16 protein-coding genes are annotated in these 22,441 nt (G+C 60.7%); 10 read left to right on the forward strand and 6 right to left on the reverse strand.

The window, feature by feature from the left end; all coding sequences use genetic code 11:
• The 3 genes from UIA24_RS07630 to fhuF form a co-directional block, all read left to right on the forward strand.
• Positions 1 to 4,565: amino acid adenylation domain-containing protein (locus tag UIA24_RS07630; protein ID WP_330522529.1), on the forward strand; the 4,565-nt coding region annotated here is incomplete at its 5' end.
• A 232-nt stretch (positions 4,566 to 4,797) separates the two neighbouring features.
• Positions 4,798 to 5,295, forward strand: coding sequence for a sigma-70 family RNA polymerase sigma factor (locus UIA24_RS07635; protein WP_065761045.1), 498 nt, complete (start codon positions 4,798 to 4,800; stop codon positions 5,293 to 5,295).
• Between the two features lie 49 nt (positions 5,296 to 5,344).
• Positions 5,345 to 6,115, forward strand: coding sequence for a siderophore-iron reductase FhuF (gene fhuF / locus UIA24_RS07640; protein WP_330522530.1), 771 nt, complete (start codon positions 5,345 to 5,347; stop codon positions 6,113 to 6,115).
• Between the two features lie 9 nt (positions 6,116 to 6,124).
• On the opposite strand, the gene fhuB is transcribed toward fhuF, so the two are convergent.
• The 3 genes from fhuB to UIA24_RS07655 form a co-directional block, all read right to left on the reverse strand.
• A complete protein-coding gene (fhuB, locus tag UIA24_RS07645) occupies positions 6,125 to 8,104 on the reverse strand; it encodes a Fe(3+)-hydroxamate ABC transporter permease FhuB (protein ID WP_330522531.1) in 1,980 nt (659 codons plus the stop codon).
• Positions 8,101 to 8,967, reverse strand: a complete 867-nt coding sequence (locus tag UIA24_RS07650; RefSeq protein ID WP_330522532.1) for an ABC transporter substrate-binding protein — start codon at positions 8,965 to 8,967, stop codon at positions 8,101 to 8,103. Before UIA24_RS07650 ends, fhuB begins: the two co-directional genes overlap by 4 nt.
• Positions 8,968 to 9,028: 61 nt before the next feature.
• Positions 9,029 to 9,796, reverse strand: a complete 768-nt coding sequence (locus UIA24_RS07655) for an ATP-binding cassette domain-containing protein (RefSeq protein WP_065761041.1) — start codon at positions 9,794 to 9,796, stop codon at positions 9,029 to 9,031.
• 234 nt (positions 9,797 to 10,030) lie between these two features.
• On the opposite strand from UIA24_RS07655, the gene UIA24_RS07660 reads away from it, so the two are divergent.
• A complete protein-coding gene (locus UIA24_RS07660; protein ID WP_330522533.1) occupies positions 10,031 to 10,615 on the forward strand; it encodes a hypothetical protein in 585 nt (194 codons plus the stop codon).
• 35 nt (positions 10,616 to 10,650) lie between these two features.
• On the forward strand, positions 10,651 to 12,057 hold the full coding sequence (locus UIA24_RS07665) for a tetratricopeptide repeat protein (RefSeq protein ID WP_330522534.1): 1,407 nt from the start codon (positions 10,651 to 10,653) through the stop codon (positions 12,055 to 12,057).
• A gap of 83 nt (positions 12,058 to 12,140) precedes the next feature.
• On the opposite strand, the gene UIA24_RS07670 is transcribed toward UIA24_RS07665, so the two are convergent.
• The 3 genes from UIA24_RS07670 to UIA24_RS07680 form a co-directional block, all read right to left on the reverse strand.
• Positions 12,141 to 12,899, reverse strand: coding sequence for a hypothetical protein (locus tag UIA24_RS07670; protein ID WP_330522535.1), 759 nt, complete (start codon positions 12,897 to 12,899; stop codon positions 12,141 to 12,143).
• Positions 12,900 to 13,010: 111 nt separating this feature from the next.
• Positions 13,011 to 16,508: a hypothetical protein gene (locus tag UIA24_RS07675; RefSeq protein WP_330522536.1), complete on the reverse strand. Its 3,498-nt coding sequence runs from the start codon at positions 16,506 to 16,508 to the stop codon at positions 13,011 to 13,013.
• An 81-nt stretch (positions 16,509 to 16,589) separates the two neighbouring features.
• Entirely contained in the window at positions 16,590 to 16,916 is a 327-nt protein-coding gene (locus UIA24_RS07680) for a hypothetical protein (protein ID WP_065761036.1), read from the reverse strand.
• Positions 16,917 to 17,225: 309 nt separating this feature from the next.
• On the opposite strand from UIA24_RS07680, the gene UIA24_RS07685 reads away from it, so the two are divergent.
• Genes UIA24_RS07685 through UIA24_RS07705 form a run of 5 tightly spaced genes read left to right on the forward strand, consistent with a single transcriptional unit; the run spans position 17,226 to position 22,375 of the window.
• Positions 17,226 to 18,143 carry a universal stress protein gene (locus UIA24_RS07685; protein ID WP_330522537.1) on the forward strand — a complete coding sequence of 306 codons (918 nt, stop codon included), beginning with the start codon at positions 17,226 to 17,228 and terminating at the stop codon, positions 18,141 to 18,143.
• Entirely contained in the window at positions 18,140 to 18,859 is a 720-nt protein-coding gene (locus UIA24_RS07690; protein ID WP_099774837.1) for an ABC transporter ATP-binding protein, read from the forward strand. Before UIA24_RS07685 ends, UIA24_RS07690 begins: the two co-directional genes overlap by 4 nt.
• The gene (locus tag UIA24_RS07695; protein ID WP_330522538.1) at positions 18,856 to 19,743 is read left to right on the forward strand and encodes an efflux RND transporter periplasmic adaptor subunit; all 888 of its coding nucleotides are present in this window, start codon (positions 18,856 to 18,858) and stop codon (positions 19,741 to 19,743) included. Before UIA24_RS07690 ends, UIA24_RS07695 begins: the two co-directional genes overlap by 4 nt.
• Positions 19,743 to 21,236, forward strand: a complete 1,494-nt coding sequence (locus tag UIA24_RS07700; protein ID WP_330522539.1) for an efflux transporter outer membrane subunit — start codon at positions 19,743 to 19,745, stop codon at positions 21,234 to 21,236. The genes UIA24_RS07695 and UIA24_RS07700 overlap by 1 nt, the downstream gene beginning before the upstream one ends.
• On the forward strand, positions 21,233 to 22,375 hold the full coding sequence (locus tag UIA24_RS07705) for an ABC transporter permease (protein ID WP_330522540.1): 1,143 nt from the start codon (positions 21,233 to 21,235) through the stop codon (positions 22,373 to 22,375). Before UIA24_RS07700 ends, UIA24_RS07705 begins: the two co-directional genes overlap by 4 nt.
• The last annotated feature ends 66 nt before the right edge of the window (positions 22,376 to 22,441 follow it).

Here is a 22,441-nt window from a genome sequence, read left to right on the forward strand (position 1 = left end):
CCCTGGCCCGTACCTTGTGCGCCTGGAGCGGGCAGCCCAGTGTGCTGATCGATCTGGAAGGCCATGGCCGCGAGGCGTTGTTTGATGGCCTCGACCTGACCCGTACCGTTGGTTGGTTCACCAGCCTGTACCCGGTGCGCCTTGGCGCTCACAGCGATCCGGCAACGACACTGAAGGGCTGCAAGGAGGCCCTGCGCAATCTACCTCACAAGGGCGTCGGTTTCGGCGCACTCCGCTACCTCGGTACGCCACAGGTCCGGGCCGCGATGCAGGCATTGCCGCGGGCTGACATCACCTTCAACTACCTCGGCCAGTTCGATGGCAGCTTTGCTGAAGGCGGCTTGCTGCAACCGGCCGTTGAGTCTGCCGGTCGTGAGCATGGCGCGCAATCCGGCCCGGCTCGGCGCCTGGAAATCAATGGCCAGGTCTATGGCGGCGAACTGAGCCTGAGTTGGCGCTTTGACACCTCCCGCCATAGCACTGCCCGCATGCAAGCGCTGGTGGATGACTACCGCGACACCTTGCAGGCGCTGCTCGACCATTGTCTGGATGCCGGTACTGGCGGCGTGACGCCGAGTGACTTTCCGCTGGTACGTTTGAGCCAGTCGCAACTTGATGGCCTGCCGCTGGGCGCTGATGCACTTGAGGACATCTACCCGCTGGCACCGATGCAGCAGGGCCTGCTGTTCCATTCGTTGTACGCACCCGAGGCCGGAACCTATGTGAATCAGCTCTGTGTGGATGTCGACAACCTGGATGTCGAGCGTTTTCGCGCCGCCTGGCACATAGCGCTGGCACGCCATGGCATCTTGCGTACGGGCTTTGTCTGGCGCGGTGATCTACCTGAACCGCTGCAACTGGTTCGGCGCCAGGTCGCGGTGCCATTGCAGGTACTTGACTACCGTGACCGGGGTGACGTGCAGTCGTTGTTGCAGCAATTCGCATCTGCCGATCACGCCCGTGGCTTTGAGCTGGACGAGGCGCCTTTACTACGTTTGACCCTGATCCGTTTCGAGCCCGAACGTTACCGGCTGATCTGGACCAGCCATCATTTACTGCTTGATGGCTGGAGTAGCGCCCAACTGATCGGTGAGGTGCTGCAGGCCTATGCCGACCCGCACAGCCTGCGGCCAGTCACTGGCGGTTATCGCCAATACATCCAGTGGTTGCAGGCTCAGGATGCAACCGTCAGCGAGGCGTTCTGGCGTGAGCGCTTGAGCCTGCTCGATGAGCCATGCCTGCTGGCCAATACCATGGTCGCGCCTGCAGCCGGCGAGGGCTCGGGCAACTGGAAACAGGCAATGACGGTCGAGCAGACGGCCGCTCTGCAAACGTTCGCCCAGCGCCAGCGGATTACGCTCAACACCTTGGTACAGGGCGCATGGCTGCTGTTGCTGCAACGCTATACCGGCCTGCAGAGCGTGTGCACCGGTGTCACCGTGGCTGGGCGTCCGACACAGCTGGAGGGCGCCGAATCCTGGCTGGGGCTGTTCATCAATACCTTGCCGCTACTGGTTCGGCTCGACGCCGGGCAGGCGGTGGGCGACTACTTGCGCAAGCTGCAGGCCGACAACCTGGCGCTGCGCGAGCACGAACACACGCCGCTGTACGCGATACAGGGCTGGGCCGGGCAGGGTGGCCAAGGCCTGTTCGATACGCTGATCGTGTTCGAGAACTACCCGGTGGATGCGGCATTGCGTCAGGCATCGGACAGCGGCCCACGCTTTGGCCCCATGGAACAGTTGGAGATGACCAACTACCCGCTGGCCCTGACCGTCAACCTCGGTGAACGCCTTGAGATCGGCTACAGCTACCACTGTTCATGCTTTGATCAAACCACACTGATGCGCCTGGATGGGCAGTTGCGGCAGATCTTGCTGAATATGGCCCAGGATGCCGAGGTTGCGTTGGGGCGTATCCCGCTCAACGATGCCGTGACGTTGCGACAGTTGGCCCAGTGGAGCGCAGTACAGCAGCATTTCCCGGCGTTCGTGCCGGTATCGTCCCGTATTGCCGAACAGGCTGCCCTGCGCCCTGACGCGGTGGCGATCCGTCATCAAGGCGTCAGTGTCTGCTACGCCGAGCTGGAGCAGCGTGCCAATCAACTGGCCCATCGGCTGATACGCCTGGGCGTGGGCACTGATGTGCTGGTCGGCGTGGCCTTGCCTCGTTCAGCGGAACTGATCGTCGCCCTGTTGGCCGTGCTCAAGGCGGGTGGTGCCTATGTGCCGCTGGATCCGGACTACCCGGCAGAGCGCTTGGCCTACATGGTCGAGGACTCCGGCCTGCAACAGGTCATCAGCCTGTCCAGCCTGGACCTGCAGTTGCCGGTACAGGTATTGCCGCTGGACACCCTGGACCTTTCTGCAGAATCGTCGAGCGCACCACAGGTCACCATCGACCCTGAGCAACTGGCCTATGTGATCTACACCTCTGGCTCGACCGGCAAGCCGAAAGGCGCGCAGTTGACCCAGCGCAACGTCGAGCGGCTGTTCCAGGCCACCCAGGGTGAGTTTGGTTTCAACCAAGACGACGTCTGGACCCTGTTTCACTCCTATGCCTTCGATTTCTCGGTGTGGGAAATCTTTGGCGCCCTGGTGCACGGCAGCGCTTTGGTGATCGTGCCGTATTTCACCAGCCGTTCATCGGAAGACTTCCTCAAGCTCCTGAGCGAAGAGGGCGTGACGGTGTTGAACCAGACACCGTCGGCGTTCCGTCAGTTGATCCCGCTGGCGCAGAAAAGTACGGCGCCGCTGAGCCTGCGTTACGTGATTTTTGGCGGCGAGGCATTGGAACTGGAAAGCCTGCGGCCGTGGTTCGAGCGCTACGGTGATCGCCAGCCGCGCTTGATCAACATGTACGGCATCACCGAAACCACGGTGCACGTGACCTATCGCGAAATCACCGAGCGAGACCTTGCTCACAAGGGGCCGAGCCCGATTGGCCGACCGTTGGCCGACCTCAGCCTGCACGTGCTGGACGCCAACCTCAATCCGCAACCGGTCGGCATTGCCGGCGAGTTGTACGTCGGCGGTGCCGGTTTGGCCCGTGGCTACCTGAACCGCCCGGAACTGACCAGCGAACGTTTCATCGCCAGCCCGTTCGATGCCAGCCAGCGGCTGTACCGCAGCGGCGACCTGGCCCGGCGCCTTTCCGATGGCAGCCTGGAATACCTTGGGCGTATCGACCAGCAGGTGAAGATTCGCGGTTTCCGCATCGAGCTGGGGGAAATCGAAGCGCAGTTGCAAAGCCACCCCCAGGTCAACGAAGCGGCGGTGCTGGTCAAGGAGGGCGCCGGTGGCCCCCGGCTGGTGGGCTATGTCGCCAGCCCGGCGCCGGCGATTCAGGACGAGCTCAAGGCCCACCTGCATGAACGGCTGCCGGAATACATGGTCCCGGCACAGATCGTGGTGTTGGCGAGCTTGCCCCTGACCGCCAACGGCAAGCTCGACCGTCGCGCGCTACCCGAGCCGGACGCTGCAGCAGGCCGCGAGTATCGGGCGCCGCAGACTGATACCGAACAGGCTGTTGCCCGTATCTGGGCGCAGGTGCTGGAGGTAGAGCGTGTGGGCCTTGACGATAACTTCTTCGACCTCGGAGGCCATTCGCTGTTGGCATTGACCTTGACCGCTGCACTGCAAGACCGACTGGGCCTGAAGGTCCGGCTCGATCAACTGATGCAGTACCCGCGCTTGAGTGAGCTGTTGCAACGGGTGCAAGGGCCATCTGCCGAGGTGTCGCCGCGTGTGCCTCTCAATCAGGCCAGCGCAGGAGCCCCTCGGCTGTTTTGCGTACACCCGGGCGGAGGCACGCTGTTTGGTTACTACCCCCTGGCGCGTGCATTGGAAGCGACCTGGCAGGTTGATGGTTTGTTGTGCCGCAGTTTTGTAGAGCCGACCTGGCGCGACAGCTCTCTGGAGCAGATGGCCCACGACTATGTACAGGCGATTCGCCGGGTTCAACCGCAGGGGCCGTATCACCTGCTGGGCTGGTCCCTGGGAGGCGCCCTCGCGGTGGAGATGGCGCGGTTGCTGCGTGAGGCCGGTGAACCGGTAGCCTTCCTCGGATTGGTCGACCCGTTCGTTCCTGGCGTGGGTGCTGCGACGGGTGAGGCGCAGCACGCCGACCTGGACAGCGGTTTTGCCCGTTACCTGGTGGAGTTGTTCGGCGATGTGCCGCTGGCCGCTGTCCAGGCTCGCATCGCTGAGGCGCGCCGCGAGGGCTGCAGCGATGCCGAGTTGATCGAGGGCGTACTGGCCTGGGCGGTCGCACAATCACGTGGCGATGCGCCGCGTATCGAACAGGGGGATATCGCTCAAGGTTTCGCCGTGATGCGTCACCTCAATGGTCTGACGGCTAACTGCACATTGAAGCCTTGCGATGTGGCAACGCAGTGCTGGTGGTCAAGCGAAGTGGCAGAGGTTTCCATGGCTGCGCAGACCGCATTGGAGCGGGGGATTGGCGTGCAGGCGCAAAGCAGGCAGGAGATCGAGGGCAGTCATGCCGGAATCGTCCGGGAGCCAGCGTTCCTGCGCAGCCTGGCTGAGGCGTTGCCTGGCGCCTGAATGGTTTGAGCGCAACTTAACCACGTGCCTGGATGGGTCCATGCACGTGGTTTTGGCTTCATGAGCGCACAGGCGGATTCGCCTCGAACGCGGCGTAGTAACACCTTGTCATCAATTGCTAATGATAATGGTTTGTAATAGCATTATTCGCGATCGGACTTACCCCTTCTTATTGACCTGAAGGTGTTTCGCTTTGACGACTCATGGAACGAACAACAACCCGGAGCTACTGATGGCTTTTCTGGACAATCGCCAGGCATTGATCGACAGAGCCAACGCCATACTGGGCTGTCGTTATCAGGCAGAAGATGTTGCCCAGGATATCTACCTCAAATTGTGTGAACAGCCTGTTTGTCTGCCTGTGGCCCATCCGCTGGGTTATCTCTACCGGATGGTGCGCAACCTGTCCATCGACCGCCTGCGGCGTCAGCACTGGGAGAACTGCCACAGCGTTGGGGAAGAGCAGGCGTATGTCCTGTTGTGTTCAAAACCCTCGCCGGAGGCTGCCGTTATCCATCGGGCAATGCTTGAGCAGGTGCACCGCGCCTTGTTGGAATTGCCCGAGCGCACCCGGCGCATTTTTGAAATGACCCAACTGCAAGGGCATACCCAGCGCGAAGCCGCACGCCGTGAGGACGCCTCGCCGACCCTGATCAATTTTCTCCTGCGTGATGCCCTGCGTCATTGTCGCCAGCGACTGGGCGTTGTGCCTGCAAACCGGGCACAGTAATGCCTTTTGAAATGACTTTTGGCCCGCCTCTTACACGGATGTACAGCTCTTGATCGATGTATTGGCCCCTCTGTTTTGTGGAGAACTGGCGGTATACGCCGAAGGCCTGAGCCTGAGTGCCGGCGACCAGCCGGTGGTGTCAGGGCGGCGCTTTGTTGAAGCCGAGCAGCTTGAACAGTGCCTGGACCTGTATGCCGTGGGGTATCCCGGTGCCGACCGGCGCGCCTTGGCCTCCTTATGGTCCAAGGACTATTTCCTGACCGTGCTGCCTGCAGTGGTTGCGTCAAGCCTGGTGCTGGGGTGGCACTTGCCCGTCACGCTGGACGACATCGAGGTGGTCATCGATGCGCAAGGGCTGCCTGCCCGCCTGGTATTGCCGAACCCTGGTGAGCGGGTAGCGCCTGATGATGCCTGGCAGCGATTTGCACCCTTGATAGAGGGCAACCTGGAGCCTTTCATCGATGCGCTGGCACGTGTGGTCAAGCTGTCCCCCCGGGTGCTGTGGAACAACGCCGGCAACTATGTGGAGAGCATTATCGGTGTGCTGGCCGAGCGTGGCTTTCCAACCGACACCCTGGCCCATGGCGAGGCGCTGATCAGGGTCCGCGAGTGGCCGCACGGCAAGCGCAACCGGCTTTTCGAGCCGGTGCGCTATGTGCAGATGCCAGGGCCACAAGGCCCGCTGCAGATCCGCCAGCGCCGCCAGTGTTGCCTGCGTGACGGGCTACCCGGTTATGAATGCTGTAGCGATTGCCCGCTGATCAGCGATGAGCTGCTGTTGCGCTATGCCTTGGCCGAGCGCGGCCTGAGCGTCGAATGAGCCGACGGCTCAGCGCCGCCACAACTGCAGCATCAGGTAAGGCCCTGCGATCAGCGCCGCCAGCAAACCGGCGGGCATCTGGTAAGGGTAGAGCACATTGCGCCCCAGCCAGTCCGCCGCGACCATCACCAAGGCACCCAGCAGAATGGCGCCCATCAGTTGTGCCCGTGCCCGCACCAGCCCGAGCATACGGGTCAAGTGCGGAGCCAGCAGGCCAATGAAGCTCAAGGGGCCAATGACCACCGTGGCGCAGGCTGTCATCAACGCACTCAAGCCCAGTAATGCCAGGCGGCTGCCACGAAGGCTGACACCGAAGCCTCGGGTTGCGGCCTCACCCAGTGGCAGAATGTCCAGCCAGCGATGAAGCATCAGGCACAGCCCGCCGAACAGCATCAACATCCCCCCAAGCAGCCACGCTGTCTGCTCATTGGCGCGGTAGGTGGAACCTGCCATCCAGTTGAGCATGTGTTGTGCGCGTGAGTCGCCGTTGGCCAGGAGTATTTGCAGCAGGGCATCGAACAACGCGCCGACGGCGATGCCCACCAGCAACAGTTGGGTTGGCGAGAAGTTGTCACGTCGGCTCAAGGCCAGCAACGCGGCGAAGGTGAGCACGGCGCCTGCGGTACTGGCCCCGACCAGCGTACCGTTGCTGGCAGCGGGCAGTGCGATCAAGGCGAGCAACATGCCCATGGCTGCCCCTGAACTGATGCCGAGCAGTTCAGGGCTTGCCAGTGGGTTGCCGGTGAGGCGTTGGATCAGGCAGCCCGCCAGCGCCAGCAAGGCTCCGCAGCCCAGTGCGGCGAACACCCGTGGCGTGCGCCATTCCAGCAACGCCTGAAGCATCGGGCCGTGGCTCCAGGTCCAGCCTTGCGGGCCATCGCCCACGGCCAGCGCTACCATCACCGTGGCGACCAGCAACAGCGCCAGGCCCGACAACAGTACGCGGTTTGAATACCGGGGGCGGCTGCTGTGGGCGCTTGAGTGCGGCGCATCGCCGCGCAAGCGCAAGCCTTGTACCAGCCAGATCAACAGTGGGGCACCCACCAGCGCCGTCGCTGCGCCGGTGGGCAGGAAGCCGCTGTCAAAGCCTTCCAGGCTTTGCACCAACAGATCGGTGAGCCATAGCAGCAGCGCACCGAGCACCGGTGACCACAATAGGCGATCCTTCAGCCGGCGTGCACCGAGCATGCTGCACAAGCTGGGGGCTGTAAGGCCAATAAAACCGATCATGCCGACGCTGGCCACCACGCAGCCGCTGAGCCACAGGGCCAGCACCAAGGCAATCACACGGCTGCCATTGAGTGAAAGGCCCAGTGCGCGGGCGCCGGAATCTTCCAGGCCAAGCAGGGTCAGCGGACGAATCAGCAGCAGCACACCCAGGGCCGGCAGCAGTCGTGGCAGCAAAAACGCTACTTGCTGCCAGTCCTGTTGCACGAGCGAGCCGGCCCCCCAGATGAACAGCGGCCCCAGTTCCTGGCCGTGGATGATCATCAACCCGGCATTGACCGCACCGAAGTACAACGACACAAGAATGCCGCCCAAGATCAGTGCCAAGGGGCTGAAGGCTCTGCGCCAGGCCAGGGCGAACACCAGCAGCAGCGCCACCGCGCCGCCGGCCAGCGCCAGCCATTCGCGGCCATGGACGAGCAGCCCGGGTGCCCACAGGGTGGCCATGCTCAACGCCAGTTGCGCGCCTGAAGCAATGCCAAGGGTGGCAGGCTCGGCCAATGGGTTGCGTAACGCTTGCTGCAGTATGCAGCCGGTCAGCGCCAGGGTTGCGCCACACAACCAGGCCATGGCCATTCGCGGCAGCCAACTGTAATGCACCAGCAGTTGGTCGAGTTGTTCTGTCTGGGGGGCGCTGACGGCTTGCCACCACAGGCCAGGGGGCAGGTGCGTGGCAAGGTTGCCGGTTGCCAGGGCAAGTGCTGCGAGTAGCATCAGGGTCAGTAGCGGTGCGGGGTGGCGATTGATGTAACGCAGGATCATGGCTGGGCGCTCGGGGCAAAACGCTGCTTTAGCAGCAGGGCGAGGCGCTCGGCACTGCTGACGCCGCCGTAGGGCCATACGGCAGGAAGGCTGTCGACGCGCTGCTCACGCACGGCGCTCAGGGCTTTCCAGATGGGGTTGCGATTCAGCGCAGCGGCGTCCGGCAACGGCTCGAACAGGACCAGGCGTGCATCGGACGGGGTGGCAAGTGCCGCCAAGGTAATGGTCGAAAACCCCCAGGAACTGGTGGGGCCGTGCCAGGCGTTACGTAAACCGAGCTCATCGAGCACCGCCTGGTAAAGGCCTTGCCCACCGTTGACGCGCAAGTGCCGCTCATCAAGAAAGGTGACCAGGTACAAGGGTTCCAGGGCTTGCCCGGCGAGCGCGGCCCGGGCTTCGGCGAAGTGATTGTCGACTCGCTTGAGCAGGGCATCCGCCTGCGCTTGGTGATCGAGCATGCGCCCAAGCAGCGTTGTGATCTGCCGCGAGCGTTGCAACGGCTGGCCACTGTCATCGAACGTGGCCAGGAGCATGGTCGGCGCCACCGCGTTCAACAGCGGCAGGATCGAGGCGTACTCGGGTGTTGCCAGGATCAGGTCCGGGCGCAACTGGCTCATGGCTTCCAGATTAGGCTCGCGACGAGCCCCCACATCGGCCACGCTGGTCGGTAACGCCGGGGTCGATACCCAGCGGCGATAACCGTCTGGTTCGCCGACCCCTACGGGAGTGACGCCGATGGCCAGCAGTTGCTCCACAAGCCCCCAGTCGAGCACGATGACCCGGCGTGGTGGTTGCTTGAAGGTGACGGGACCAAAATCATCGTTCCAGGTCACAGGCTGTGCGAAGGCGGCAGGTAGCAACACAGAGAGCACAATCGTTAGAGCGGCACGCAGCGCGATGGCAGGCAACAGGATGCTCTCCGGGTCAGTAGACGAAGCTGATGGGGGAGCCGCCTTGAGGGTGGGGCAGCACGCCCATGGCGATGCCGTAGATGTTTTCCAGGGTGTCGCTGCGCATGAGTTCGGCAGGGCTGCCTTCGGCCATCAGGCGCCCCTGATGCAGGGCGAGCAGATGGTCGCAATAGCGTGCAGCCATGTTGACGTCGTGGAGCACCACCAGCACGCCAAGCCCTAACTGAACGCTCAGGTTCTTGACCAGCGCGAGCACTTCTACCTGATGGGCGATATCCAGGGCCGAGGTGGGTTCATCCAGGAGCAGGTAGCGGCTGTTTTGCGCAAGCAGCATCGCCAGCCAGACACGTTGACGTTCGCCGCCGGACAAATGGTCGACCATGCGCTCGGCAAAGACGAGCGTGTGGGTGAGCTCCAGGGCGCGTTGTACCTGCTCGCGATCCTCTTTGCCAAAACGCCCCAGGGCGCCGTGCCACGGGTAGCGGCCAAGGCTGACGAGTTCTCGCACGGTGAGGTTGTCGGCAGGTGGCAGTTGCTGCGGCAGGTAAGCGACCTGTCGCGCGAATTCACGGTTCTGCCAGCCTGACAGGGGTTTGCCGTCCAGCGTGATCTGCCCTTCGGCTGGCAGTTGCTGACGGGCCAGCAGCTTGATCAATGTCGACTTCCCCGAGCCGTTATGCCCGATCAGGCCGACCATGCGGCCGTGGGGGATTCTCAGGTTCAGCGGGTGCAGCAGGGTTCGTCCGGGAACACTGAAGCTGACCGATTGCAGTTCAAACATCGTGTTTTCGCAATAGCCCCGGCAGTCAGGGCGCGTGAAGTAGGGCTGCTGAAAGTAACACTAATGGTAATGGTTATCAATTATTTGTCTTTTCATCGAGCACCTGCTCGTGAGGAGTCGCCGCGACCACAGCCCTGACGCAGGGCGCAGAAAGAGGCGGAACTGGCCGCTGGATAATCGTCAGCTATGCTCTTGTACGAATGATTTCCTACCCCTGGCTACAAGGACGTGCACATGAACGCAGAACAGGACAGTCGGGTCATAACGGGTATTATCCGTGCCTATGGCGGCTCATCCTACAAGATGACCAGAACCTATACCCCGGCAGTAACAAGCGCTGGCCTCTATATTCTCTATTTCGTCACGTCGACCGCGGACGGCGCGTGCTTCCCGGTCTATTGCGGTTATACATCCCGCACGCTGGAGACCCGCCTCAAGGAGCACACTCAGCCCGGTGGCCAAATCAGCAAAATGAGGACGCCAGGCGGGATAGTGACCACCTCCGGGGTTCCGATCGCCACAGCCGACGGCGAGGTTTATGTCGGGTTTATTAGATGCACCGGCATGCTGGCGAAACTGATAGAAAGCAGCTTTCTGTTCAACTATGACTTTGTGCTCAATGCTTCTGAAAATGGTCAGCGAAGGGCGCTCGATGTTACTGAGGTTCAAGAGTCCAGTTGGGCCGCGCTTGACGACACCCATACCGCCAGGGAGCAAATACACGCGTGGAATGACGCAGTAGAAAGCACCGTCAACGAAGCGATAGACGATGCCAGGCAACTGAGCTTGTATCTGGAGCAGTTTCGAGGGTTTGTCTAGCATTGGCGCCACAAACACCTTGCTATGGCACAGCGGTGGGTACTGGTCGGGCTGCGCATGAGCAGCCTGCAGCCGGTGACGGGCTCGCACAGATCGAAGAGGGGCACCGGCTGTGCCTCTCTCGTCGCTACGAGGATGCCGAGGTCTGTTTCAGGGCTGTTGCGAAACAGCAGCCAGACTGGCCTATGGCTCATAACAACCTGGGCTGGGTTCTGCAGGCGCAAGGCAGGAATGAAGAAGCTTTGGCCAGCTACAAGACGGCTTTGCAACGTGACCCCGGGTTTGAACTGGCGCGTGCGAACCTTGCCTACCTGCTCGCCCATTTGTATGTCCACATTGGCAAGTTCGACGAAGCAAGGGCAATGTGGCGGGTGCTGGTCGAGCGCTACCCGCATGACCCGGAAGTACTGGACAACCTGATCAGCACGGCATTGAAGGCTAACGATCTCGTCGATGCGGGCTACTGGGCGACCCGGTATGCCGCAGTCACCCGGGCCAGTGTTTATCACCCGATGCCAGCCCATCCGCCCTTGGTAACGATACCCGAGCCAAGGTTATCGAAGGGCAAGTTGCAGCATGACCTCGAACAGTACCGGTATTTGCGCAGTCACGGCCTGCTGGGCGAGGTCTTCGATGGCATCATCGACTGCTATGGCCAGGCGGTTCAGTGTTTTAACGAAAACGACGCTGCGTTGAGGCAGCGCGTGGGTGACGCTGTGCACATGAAGAGCACTTACGGGCGCATCGTTCATCATTATCCGGCGGCGAGGCTGCCTGAAAACGCGTTGTCGCGCACTGGGGTAAACCTGGACGCTGAGAAGGCCTATCTGGCAAGCACGCTGGGTATCGTGGTAATCGATGATTTCCTGACGCCGAAAGCACTCTCGGAGTTGCAGACGTTCTGCCTGGAATCCACCGTCTGGCATGCCAACAGGTATGCCTATGACCGCCTGGGCGCGTTCTTCAGGGACGGCTTCAATTGCCCGTTGTTGTTGCAGATTGCCGAAGAGATCCAGCAGGCATTCCCGAATGTGATTGGTCGCCGGCATCCGCTGTTGCAGATGTGGGGGTTCAAGTACCGGCATGACCAACCTGCAACGCACCCTCATGCGGATTTTGCAGCGGTGAACGTGAACTTCTGGATTACGCCAGATGAGGCGAATCTGGACCAGGCGTCTGGTGGGCTGCTGATCTATGACGTGGAAGCACCAATGGATTGGGATTTCGAGGCCTACAACCGACAAGGGGACAGGATCTCTGCCTTTTTGAGAGACGCAGGTGCGAAGCCTGTTGTCATACCGTATCGCTGCAACCGGGCAATCATCTTCAACTCGGACCTGTTTCATGCGACGGCGCCGATCAGATTCCGACCGGGTTACGCTGACAAAAGAGTCAACATAACCTTGCTCTATGGCGAGCGGGAACGCTCAGGCACAGAATGACCGCGCAGGCTCCCGATCAGCCCACTCGGGTGTTTGCCAGACAGCCGCCCGATTATCTGCAACGGCTGCCTGGTGGCTGTGTACTAGCTGGGTTGGGTAACGATATGTACCTCTAGTGTCCCGTGGTTATCCTTCAGCCCAGCGCCATAGATCCCATTGACGTCATCATTGATACACAGATGCATCTGCCCGGACTGCCCGACCGGTGCCTGGCCCAGGGTGCCTACCAGGAAAGGCGCATTGTCGCCAATCCTGGCGACCAACGCACCTTCCGGTGCACCGGGCAGGGTATACCCGGGTATGGCGATGAATGCGCGGTTGCCAGCGGGGCCCACCATGCCGGTTGCGGGGTTGGCGGTCCATGAGCCCTGTGCGCTGATTTGTGTGGACTGGCGACCTGTGACATGCAACCCGGTGGCTTGCCAGGGCTGGTTGGATTGCACCGTGACTGTGATGGGGTAAAGCACATTCACGGCATCGGCTGCGGTGTTCGCATCGAACCCGGCGCCGGTCAGGGCGCTTAACATCACTGCTGCCGGCGTGTCTGGAAAAACCTCGGCGGCAAGGATGACGTTGCCAATGTCGAGGGCCGACAGTGCGGGGTAGCTTTCATGCAGGATCATGGCCAGTTCTGCAGGGTTCAGTGGCGCGAATACCTGGGTCAGGGCGCGTGCCACGGCTTCACTGCTGGCGATGATCGCCTCATGGGGCACTACCAACGCAACCGAACCGTCGCCCGCCGATGCTTGCGACAGCAGGGCATTCACCGCCTGAAGCGGGCTCATGCCCTGCTGCTTCAAGGGGGCCAAGAGGCTGACTATGTGTTGTACGTCCATCATCATGGTGACGCTCCTTTGTAGTGATAATGCAGGTCGTGCGTTTGTACAGGGCGGTCGAATGCCACCCGACCTTGGGGCGATCAGCACACTTTGCGTGACCGCATGCTCTTTGCCTCAGTGATAAGCACTCACTAGCGCGACGGACATCTCCAGAGGCGACAGGGCAGGGAAGGCCGCCTTCAATCCGCTTGACGTGTCATCGGCCAGATACCCGGCTTGCGCCATGGCGCTTGCCATCTCCTTGGCGGTCAGGACAGGGTACGCCTTGATCAGGGCCTGAGCGCAATCCGTGCCAGGGGCTCCCTGACGGCGCATATCCCGCGCGATTTGAACCGGGTCCGGATAGGCCCGGGTCAACGCCGCCGCCAACGCAGCCGGCGGTGTGTCTGGCCAGGCGCGGAGCAGTCCTTTGCTGGTGTCGGCGGCTGCATAACCGGCTTGGGCCATGGCGCTGGCCAGGGTGTCCAGGCTCAGGTTCGGGAACGCGTCTAGCAGCAATTGGCCGCATCGGCCCCCCTCGACTGCTTCGGCGATAAGGGCCTTGGCCATGTCGGCGGCGCTCGAAAACGCTGTGATCGTAACGTTTACCGCGTTCGAAGGAGCCCCGGCAATGACATTCAACTGACCCGCAACGGGTACCGCCTGCACGGCCAATTGGTAGGCGAGCGACGTTCCAGGGGCACCCTTGAGCGTCAGTAACGCAATCAGGTTGTCGCCCTGGGTGCTCGCGTTCAGCAGGCTGACCTGGAGGGCGCTGTCTGCGTCGGTGATCAGCGCTTGATAGCCGGAGGCACCGGTGACTGGCTGCCAACGAAGGGTCGCGGTGACGCCAGTGCTTGTTGCCTGAAGGTTCTCCGGCGTGCCGAGGCGAGTCAGCACCAGAGCCTCGGTCGGCAGGCTGGGCACCGTGGCAGAGTTGCCGTGGGCGACAAGGGTGAAGCTGAAGTCGCCAGCCGGCGCGACCGTATCGAACAACACATTGCAGCGAGTGGGCGGCGCCTGCCCCGGCGTCGTCGGCTGGAGCGTTTGATCCGGCGTCCAGGTGCTGCCTGCATGGGTACTGGAAAGCACGTATGACAGGGCATTCTGCACAGCCGTCCAGGTCAAGGTTACGCCGGTGTTCGGGGGCGTGAGGCTGTCGTCGGGATGAGCGGCCAGGTCCGCGGGTGTCGGCAGGCGCTGAAACGGCGCCTCAACCCAGGCGCTGGCGGATGACGCATTGGTGCCCTGCACCTGGGCCTTGTAGGTGCCGGTAGGCCAACTGGAGGCGAACTCGAAAGTGGTCTGGCGTGCTTCGATGGCCAGCCCAGGCTGGTCGAGCAGAACTTTTGCGGCACTGTCGAGCAGTTGTGCATGATAGCCACTGTTACCCTGGCCTCCGCCCCACGTCAGTGTCACCACCGTGTTGTTGATATTGACGGCGGGATGGGTAGGAGCACTCTGAGTGCCAGTGCCAGTGCCAGTGCCAGTGCCAGTACCAGTACCGTTCAGGATCGCCACGACAGCCGTTACCGTACCGGCTACGGCGGCGGCAGCACCCGCCGCACCGGCGGCAGCGGCTTCGGCAGCCGCCAGTGCCGCCGCTGCGGTGCTCGCTACTGCGTCGGCGGCCGCACCTTCGATCAGATGTTGGCACGCCAGTGTGGCAGCGTAGGAGGCGGCCGCCTTGCCGGCTGTCAGGGCGATCAGCGTGGCAATGGCTTCGCTGTTTTTGAGTAGCCCCTGCACGAACGACTCTGCCGCTTGTTCAAGCGCTTTATCGATGTAAGCGCCTAGTTCAGAGAGCTTGGCAGTGTTGGGCAGGGGGATAGAAACGATGCCGGGAAAGGGGATCGCCACAGCAGTGAGGGAGGTGTCGGCGATCGAAAGGGTGTAATTGCCGTCAAGTTGCAAGCTTACGCCGTTACTCTGCGTACTGAACGACACGCTGATGGTGAAGCTGGACTTGAGCAGCGTATTGAAAGCGAAATCTGCCAGTTGGCCGCAGCCTGGCTTGCCTTCACTTGACAGCTTCTGCAGGGTCTTGATGAAGTCGATGGCCTTGGTCAGGTATTCAAAGTTTGGCCAGTGGGTAATCTGGAACCCGCCATCCTTGCTGTAGCGCACCCCCAATGACGTGTTCTTGGGCAGGAAGGGGGCGTAATCGGAGAGGGCGGTGAGCGTTCCATCGATCTGCAGGTTGCCGCTTTGGTTCTTGCTTGCCGCCACGGTGATATCGACGCCAAATGACGCTTGCATGAACCACAGACTGCCGGCGAACCCCATGGACGCTTTATCGCCGACCGTGGAAATGTACAGCGTCGGCCCGCCTGTGGCGCTGGTCGCCTTCGGTGCAGCGATGGTCAGAATATAGATGTCGATGGGTTTGGTCAGGGCAATGGACGCGGTGATGCCATCCTTGGCAATCTGAATATTACCGATCACTTCGAGGGTGCTGACGAGCGTCAGGTCAAAAACAGCCTGAATATTGAAACCGGGCAGGTACGGAATGCTGCTGGCCGGTGGTGCGACGGGCACCACGCCTGTCCCTCCCGACGCCGGGCAGGCGAACGTATTCAGGCTCAGCGGCGCGGCGCCTGCGGTTGCGCAGTAATAGAGTTGGCTGCCGGCCTTGAAGGTGATGTCTATCAGCGAGGTGGGCGGCTGCTTGATACCCAGGCACTGTCTGAACAGATCGCCGATTGATAGGGTCTGGTCGACCTTGACGCTTGCCACCTGAGGCGTGCCGTTTTGCAGGTAGATCTGCCCGGTGAGTTGAGCCGATCCCACCTTCACCGAACCTTGCACCTGAAAATGCTTCTGTGCCGAGGCATCGCCATACTGGACATAGGCGCCGAACACAAGGTTTGAGAACGAGATGCCGGTCATGGCCCCCCCGAACAGCGAGGGTATCGTGGCATCAAGTTGCGCCGCCTGCAGGCAGGCCGTTACGGTTTTCTTTGCGTCATCGGAAATCAGCGCACCGGAGAAGGCATAGTCGTTGCTGAACACCGTCACGGTCAGGTTTCCGCTGATGCTCAGTCGCCTGGCCGTGGTGAACTGGTAGCCCACCTTGATGTTCTCGAAACCGAACATGCCGAACAACTTGAAGTTCGGCAGGGCCACCTCATAGACGGCCTGCTTTACGGCAGAGCCTGCAGATGTGCCGCTGGCCAATAGTGCGGACAGCGAGAGCGTGTCTCCGGCGCCTGCTGAGGTGTCATAACCGATCTGGATCAAGCTGTCGAACAACTCGATGTCCTTGAGTCGCACCGTGAGCCAGAAGCCACAGGTGCTGTCCATGGACAGGGTCGTTTCAGCCACGCTCATGGGGACCGGCGTTTGAGGGAATACATTGAGGAGCGTCGTACCGCTCGGTGGCGCGCCATCGCCAAAATGGCTGAACGTGAAAAAGCCGGCATCCTGCACCAGGATCTTTCCTGTGGGCAGTTGCGTGTCGAACGCATCATTCAACAACGAGAAAACGTCGAGCCCGGTGCCGCCAGGAGTTGCCAGATCGGCGTAGATCAGACTGTATTGCCGCGATAAGTCCAGTTCGCAGGTGCTTTGGCTATTGAATTTTCCACCAAAAATTTCTGACCAGCCGAACTGGGCCGAGATGCGGATATCCATGGGCGAAGGGCCCTCCCGCAGACGATAGGCTTCGATGCGGCGAGGTGGTCAGGAACACCCCGTCGCACACTCGAGCGCTGCTTAGCTGAAGGTATGCTTCTCGCGGTTGTAGGTGCCTTCCGACACGACAACATTCAGGTCTTGAACCACATCACTGCCGATGGCACCGGAAATCACATCCATGGGCGGTGAAACGGCAACGAACACCTGGTTGGTACTGCCTACGGCGACCTCGAGCAGTGTCTGCGGAGCCGGTGCTTTACCTCCATCGGGCGTCGGAGCCTGCGAGATCACGCTGAACTGGAAAGGTGCGTCCTTGGTGGGGGCGGAACTCGGGATGTTGAGGGACGCGGTGTAGGTTTTGCTGTCGATGTTGAAGACAGCATTGACGATAGCGCTGATTGCCATATGAGAACTCCATTCTGCACTGACTGGCTATTGCGGGATGTGTGAAAGACAAGACTCCTGAAACACGAGCGATGGCGCGTTGAAACTGTAGTTCGAGATTATTCGACGGGCAAATTCAGTCGTTAAAAAAGCGATTTCCAGGCCTTTGGCGCGGCGCCCCCGTGACCTGCCCACTGCATTCCCCCTTCGAAACGGACTTCAACGTAAACGACTTGCCTCGAACTGATAAAAATCAAGTCGTCCGCGCCCGAAGCGCTCAACCTTGAGTGGTCGTTCTCGCATTGAAATGGCCCCGCGCCGAGGTGCCTCATGTCCCAGACCCAGCGTTTGCTCCTGATTGCCTCGTCATCAATGACCCGTACGCCTGCGTTTGAACGCGCAACGTCCTTGGCTCAGGCGATGCAACTACCTTTGCATATCGTGGCATTCGATTACCTCGAAGCCTTGGCGGTGGCCGGTTTTTTTGCTCCCGAGCAAATCCGGCAAGCCCGTGACGGCTACCTGGAGAGCCATCGGCAATGGCTTGAGGAGCAAGCCGCGCAGGCGAGAAAGCACCGGATCGAGGTGACCAGTGAGGTGGTCTGGGTTCAAGACCCCTATGAGGAAATCCTGCACTTCGTCAATGAGATGCCCTTGGCGCTGATCATCAAGGATGCCCAGGAGGAGTCGGTGTTGAAACGGATCTTCTTTACGCCACTGGATTGGCGGTTGTTGCGCGATTGTCCGGCGCCCGTGCATCTGGTCACCAATGCCCTCCACCCAAGGCCGCGCAACGTGCTGGCGATCGTCGATGTATTACGCAGTGAAGCGCAGGACCTGGTTTTCAACGACCAGATCATCGCCGCAGCCGTGAAGCTGGCCGAACAATGCAACGCACAGCTCGACCTGGTCCATGTGTATGACTGGGCCGCGGTGTATGCCATGGATATGGGGGTCGGTGCATTGCCGCTGGCCACCGGTATCTGCGAAGCGTTGTCAGAGGCCCAGCACGAAGCGTTTTCGGCCCTGATCGAACGCAATGGCGTTCCAGCGGACCGCTGCCACTTTATCGAGGGCACACCCTTGCCGAGTATCTGTGCGTTTGCAGTTGATCATCAGACTGACGTGATCGTCATGGGAACGGTGCAGCACAGCGGTTTGAACAAACGCTTGGGCAGCACTGCCGAGTACCTGCTGCATCAGGCGCCGTGCAGTGTTCTGGCGATAAAGCCAAGTGAGTGCCCATGAGTTCAGATCAAACGGCTGCGGCCCCGCATCCAGCGATCGTCTCGCGCGGCCTGACCAAATGGTTCGGGGAGGGCGACGCACGGATGAAAGCGGTCGACCAGGTCTCGCTGGTTGCTCAGTTTGGCGAAATGGTATTCATCGTCGGCCCATCCGGGAGCGGCAAGACCACGCTCCTGAGCATGATCTCGGGCATCCTGAGGCCTGACGCCGGAACCGTGCATATCAATGGATGTGATATCTGGGCCTTGAACAATGATCAATTGGCAGCGTTACGCCTCAATAGCATTGGGTTCGTGTTTCAGGACTACCATCTTTTTGCGCGCTTGACCGCTGCCGAGAACGTCGCGATTCCCTTGATCCTCAAGCATTGTGACTGGGACGCGGCCATCGCGCAGGCAAAGCAGAGCCTGGAAGTGGTAGGCCTGAAGGACCGTGGTGATGTGCTGCCGCTCAAGCTGTCCGGCGGCGAACAACAGCGCGTGGCGATTGCCCGTGCGATCATCGGCAGCCCGCAGATACTGATTTTAGATGAGCCCACTGCCTCTCTTGATGGCGACACGGGCAAGATGATCATTGCCTTTGTAAAGTCTAAGATCCTCAACAAGCAGCGTTGCATCCTGATCGTCACTCACGATGTACGGATCAACGAGTACGCCGACCGAATCATCCACATGGAGGACGGCCGTATCAGCGAACCTGACTGGACTTCATCATGAAGAACCGGGTGCTGTTTGTGCTGGCGATCATCGGCGTACTGGCCGGGCTGGTTGCAGCGTACCTGTTCGGGCGTACGCCCCATGCCTTGCCGCCAGCCTTCGCCCCGGCGAGTAGCCCCTATGAAACCGCCATTTATGCCAATGGCATCATCGAAAGCGAGCAGTCCGGTGGCTCCAACATCGTGATTTATCCGCAGGTTTCCGGGCCGGTCACTCACGTCTTGGTGCGCGAGGGGCAGGTGGTCTCCCGCGGCATGCCTTTGGTGAGCATCGATGATGCAGTGCCCAGGGCAAACGTTGAATTGGCCCAGGCCAACCTGCGAACCGCCCAGGATCAGTACCTCAAGCGCGTGGCTTCATACCAGATTGATCCCAAGTCCATCAGCAAAGACACGCTGGACACTGCAAAAAATAACGCTGCTCAAGCACAGGCTGCGCTCAAGGCCACGCAGGCCTCGCTGGCGCAATACGCGATCATGGCGCCGGTGGATGGCGTGGTCCTGGCTATCAATACCACGGTGGGCAGTTATGTATCGCCTCAGGGCGCTTATGATCCGTACACCCAGCAATTCAGTCCGCTGCTGGTGATGGGGGCTGAACAGACGCACCTGGCGGTACGCTGCTATGTGGACGAGATCCTGATTACCCGCTTGCCCGCGCCTGAACATATCCAGGCACAGATGCTGATTCATGGCTCGGACATCAAGGTGCCGCTGGAATTTGTCCGTGTACAGCCGTACGTGTCGCCGAAAATCCAGTTGTCCAATCAGCGGCAGGAGAAAGTCGACCTCAGGGTGTTGCCGGTGCTTTTCCGGTTCGAGAAAAAAGACGTCCCGATGGTGTACCCGGGGCAGTTGGTGGATGTCTTCATAGGACGCAAATGATGGACCTGTTCAGCGTCTATCGACCTTTGTGGCCACAGGCACGGGCGCTGTCCATGCTCGTGCTGATGTTGATGAGTGCCTGCACGGTAGGCCCTGATTTTTCACGCCCGGCAGCGCCGCCGCAGACCGCCTATGTACGTAATCCGGTAGCGGCCACCCTCCCTGCGCAGGGCCAGGCGCAACATTTTTCGCCGGGTGCTGACGTTGCGTTCGACTGGTGGCGACTGTTCAAGTCTGACGCTCTGAACTCGGTGGTCCGCCTGGCAATCGCCAACAACCAGACCCTGCAGGCTGCCGAGGCCAGCCTGCGGCAAAGCCAGAATACACTCATGGCCGGTCATGGCGTTTTCTATCCGCAGCTTGATGCGCGTGCTGGTGCGACCCGTGAGCGTAGTTCTCCGGTACAGCCAGGGCTGAACAGTGCAGGGTCGACGTTCAATGTTGTCACCCTGAGTGGAACGATCAGCTATACGCTCGATATCTTTGGGCGCGCGCGCCGCACCGTGGAGGGGCTGCAGGCAGAAGTCGACCACCAAACCTGGTTGACCCGCGCGGCCTACCTCGCCCTGACCGCCAATGTCGTCAACACCGCCATTGCACGGGCGGGCTATGCAGCACAACTGCGCACAACCGAGCAGTTGATCGGGCTGCAAAAGCAACAGTTACAGACCATTGAGGTGCAGGTACGTAGCGGTACGGCACCTTATTCGGACAGCCTCAGCCTACGCAGCCTGATTGCCACGAACGAGGCTTTACTACCGACATTTGAGCAGAAAATCAGCCAGTCCGAACACCTGTTGGCCACCCTCGAAGGCGTCGCGCCGACGGAGGTGCGCGTCCCCGAGATCGAACTGACAGCGCTTTCACTGCCCACCGATTTGCCGGTCAGCCTGCCTTCGCAACTGGTGAGGCAGCGACCGGATATCTTGTCCGCTGAAGCGCAGCTACACCGCGCCAGTGCCAACATCGGCGTAGCAACGGCGGCGATGTTTCCCAGTTTCAGCCTGACCGGGACCTATGGGACGGCAGGCTCAAGCCTGGGCTCACTGTTTGCGGGTGCCGGGAGGTTCTGGAGCATCGGCCCCTCGATCGACATCCCGTTGTTTCAGGGGGGGAGCCTGTGGTTTGGTCGTCAAGCCGCGATTGATGCTTATCAGCAAGCGGCGGCGAATTACCGACAGACCGTGCTTGAGTCTTTCGCCCAGGTGGCCGATGCCCTCAAGGCGTTGGAGTTCGATGCGCAGGTCCTTCTGAAGCAGGCGCAAGCGCAGGCCAGTGCTGAGGAGGCGTTGCGCTTGCTGCAAGCCAACTACCGATCCGGCCTGGTGACTTATCTGGACCTGCTGGTGGCCGACGTCCAGCTTCAGCAGATCAATATTGCCTATCTGCAAGCACTGGCTCAGCGGTACCAGGACACCGTCGGGCTGTTCGCTGCGCTTGGGGGCGGCTGGTGGAATGCACCCCCAAGCGCCGATAGCAGGCAAATGCCATGAAGTACTCAGGCATCCTGAAAATCGGCTTCAAACTGCTGGTGAACGACAAGGCCAAGTTTTCGGCTTTGCTGGTCGGGATTACGTTCTCGGTGTTCCTGATGATGCAGATGACTGCAATGTTCGCCGGCATTCTGAACCGCGCCTACTCGACGGTGACCAATATCGGTGCAGCGATGTGGATCATGGACCCGGCCGTGAATACGCCGACCAGTGTCATTCCGCTGCCGGATTACCTGCTCGATGCTGTACGCAGCATGGAGCAGGTGCGCTATGCAGTGCCTGTATTCATTGGCGGGGCGCAAGTCAGGTTAGCCAGTGGCACCTATCAAGCGGTCAGTGTGGTAGGCCTGGACGACACCAGCCTGTTCGGTCGCCCTGAGCTTGAACAGGGGGCTATCGAAGACATCTACGCAGACAACGCATTTATCGTCGTTCGCGATACTGAATATTCGAAACTGGAGAGCCCCGGGATCGGCACCGCCTTCGAGCTCAATGACCACCGCGGTACCATCGTCGGCATCGCCAAGGTGCTGACCAGCGGATTGACCGGTGTACCGACGCTCTACACCACCTACCGACGCGCCATCGAATACATCCCGACCACCCGCTTTACGGTGTCTTACATTCTGCTGGAGCCCAGGAACGAGGCCGCACAAGCCGCCATCAAACGGCAGGTTGCCCAGTTGGGTTATCTCGCCTTGACCAGGGAAGAGTTCAATCAGCGCATCACCGAGTTCTACATTTATCAGACCGGGGTTGGCACCAACATACTGACGATGACCATCATCAGTTTCCTGGTCGGGCTATCCATCTCGGGGCAAACGTTTTACACCTTCATCCTGGAAAACCTGGACAAGTTTGCAGCCCTCAAGGCTATTGGCGCCAAAGGCCGCGAGCTGATCTACATGATCCTCTTCATGGCGACCTTCACAGCCCTCACGGGGTACGGTCTAGGTGTCGGCCTGGTCACGTTGATGATCGTCACGGTACGCACCTATCTGCCCAATTATGCCGCGATCATCACATTCTGGAACCTGGGGTTGGCCTTCGGCCTGGTGCTGCTGATTGCCGCAGCCTCCAGTTATGTCGGGATACGCAAGGTGCTCAGAATCGAGCCGTTCGACATTTTCAGGGGGTGAATTTGAACCGACATTCAGGCGATGTCTGATGTATATCAATGACAGGTTGGCGGGATCGGCAATGCT

Source organism: Pseudomonas sp. AL 58 (assembly GCF_036348395.1).
GTDB lineage: Bacteria > Pseudomonadota > Gammaproteobacteria > Pseudomonadales > Pseudomonadaceae > Aquipseudomonas > Aquipseudomonas defluvii.

Excerpts from the sequence above, each read along its gene's own strand:
- UIA24_RS07680 (WP_065761036.1), bottom strand. The coding sequence starts at position 16,916 with ATGGCAATCAGCGCTATCGTCAATGCTGTCTTCAACATCGACAGCAAA.
- UIA24_RS07690 (WP_099774837.1), top strand. The coding sequence starts at position 18,140 with ATGAGTTCAGATCAAACGGCTGCGGCCCCGCATCCAGCGATCGTCTCG.
- UIA24_RS07695 (WP_330522538.1), top strand. The coding sequence starts at position 18,856 with ATGAAGAACCGGGTGCTGTTTGTGCTGGCGATCATCGGCGTACTGGCC.
- UIA24_RS07655 (WP_065761041.1), bottom strand. The coding sequence starts at position 9,796 with ATGTTTGAACTGCAATCGGTCAGCTTCAGTGTTCCCGGACGAACCCTG.
- UIA24_RS07685 (WP_330522537.1), top strand. The coding sequence starts at position 17,226 with ATGTCCCAGACCCAGCGTTTGCTCCTGATTGCCTCGTCATCAATGACC.
- UIA24_RS07705 (WP_330522540.1), top strand. The coding sequence starts at position 21,233 with ATGAAGTACTCAGGCATCCTGAAAATCGGCTTCAAACTGCTGGTGAAC.
- UIA24_RS07635 (WP_065761045.1), top strand. The coding sequence starts at position 4,798 with ATGGCTTTTCTGGACAATCGCCAGGCATTGATCGACAGAGCCAACGCC.
- fhuB (WP_330522531.1), bottom strand. The coding sequence starts at position 8,104 with ATGATCCTGCGTTACATCAATCGCCACCCCGCACCGCTACTGACCCTG.
- UIA24_RS07675 (WP_330522536.1), bottom strand. The coding sequence starts at position 16,508 with ATGGATATCCGCATCTCGGCCCAGTTCGGCTGGTCAGAAATTTTTGGT.
- UIA24_RS07670 (WP_330522535.1), bottom strand. The coding sequence starts at position 12,899 with ATGATGATGGACGTACAACACATAGTCAGCCTCTTGGCCCCCTTGAAG.
- UIA24_RS07660 (WP_330522533.1), top strand. The coding sequence starts at position 10,031 with ATGAACGCAGAACAGGACAGTCGGGTCATAACGGGTATTATCCGTGCC.
- UIA24_RS07700 (WP_330522539.1), top strand. The coding sequence starts at position 19,743 with ATGGACCTGTTCAGCGTCTATCGACCTTTGTGGCCACAGGCACGGGCG.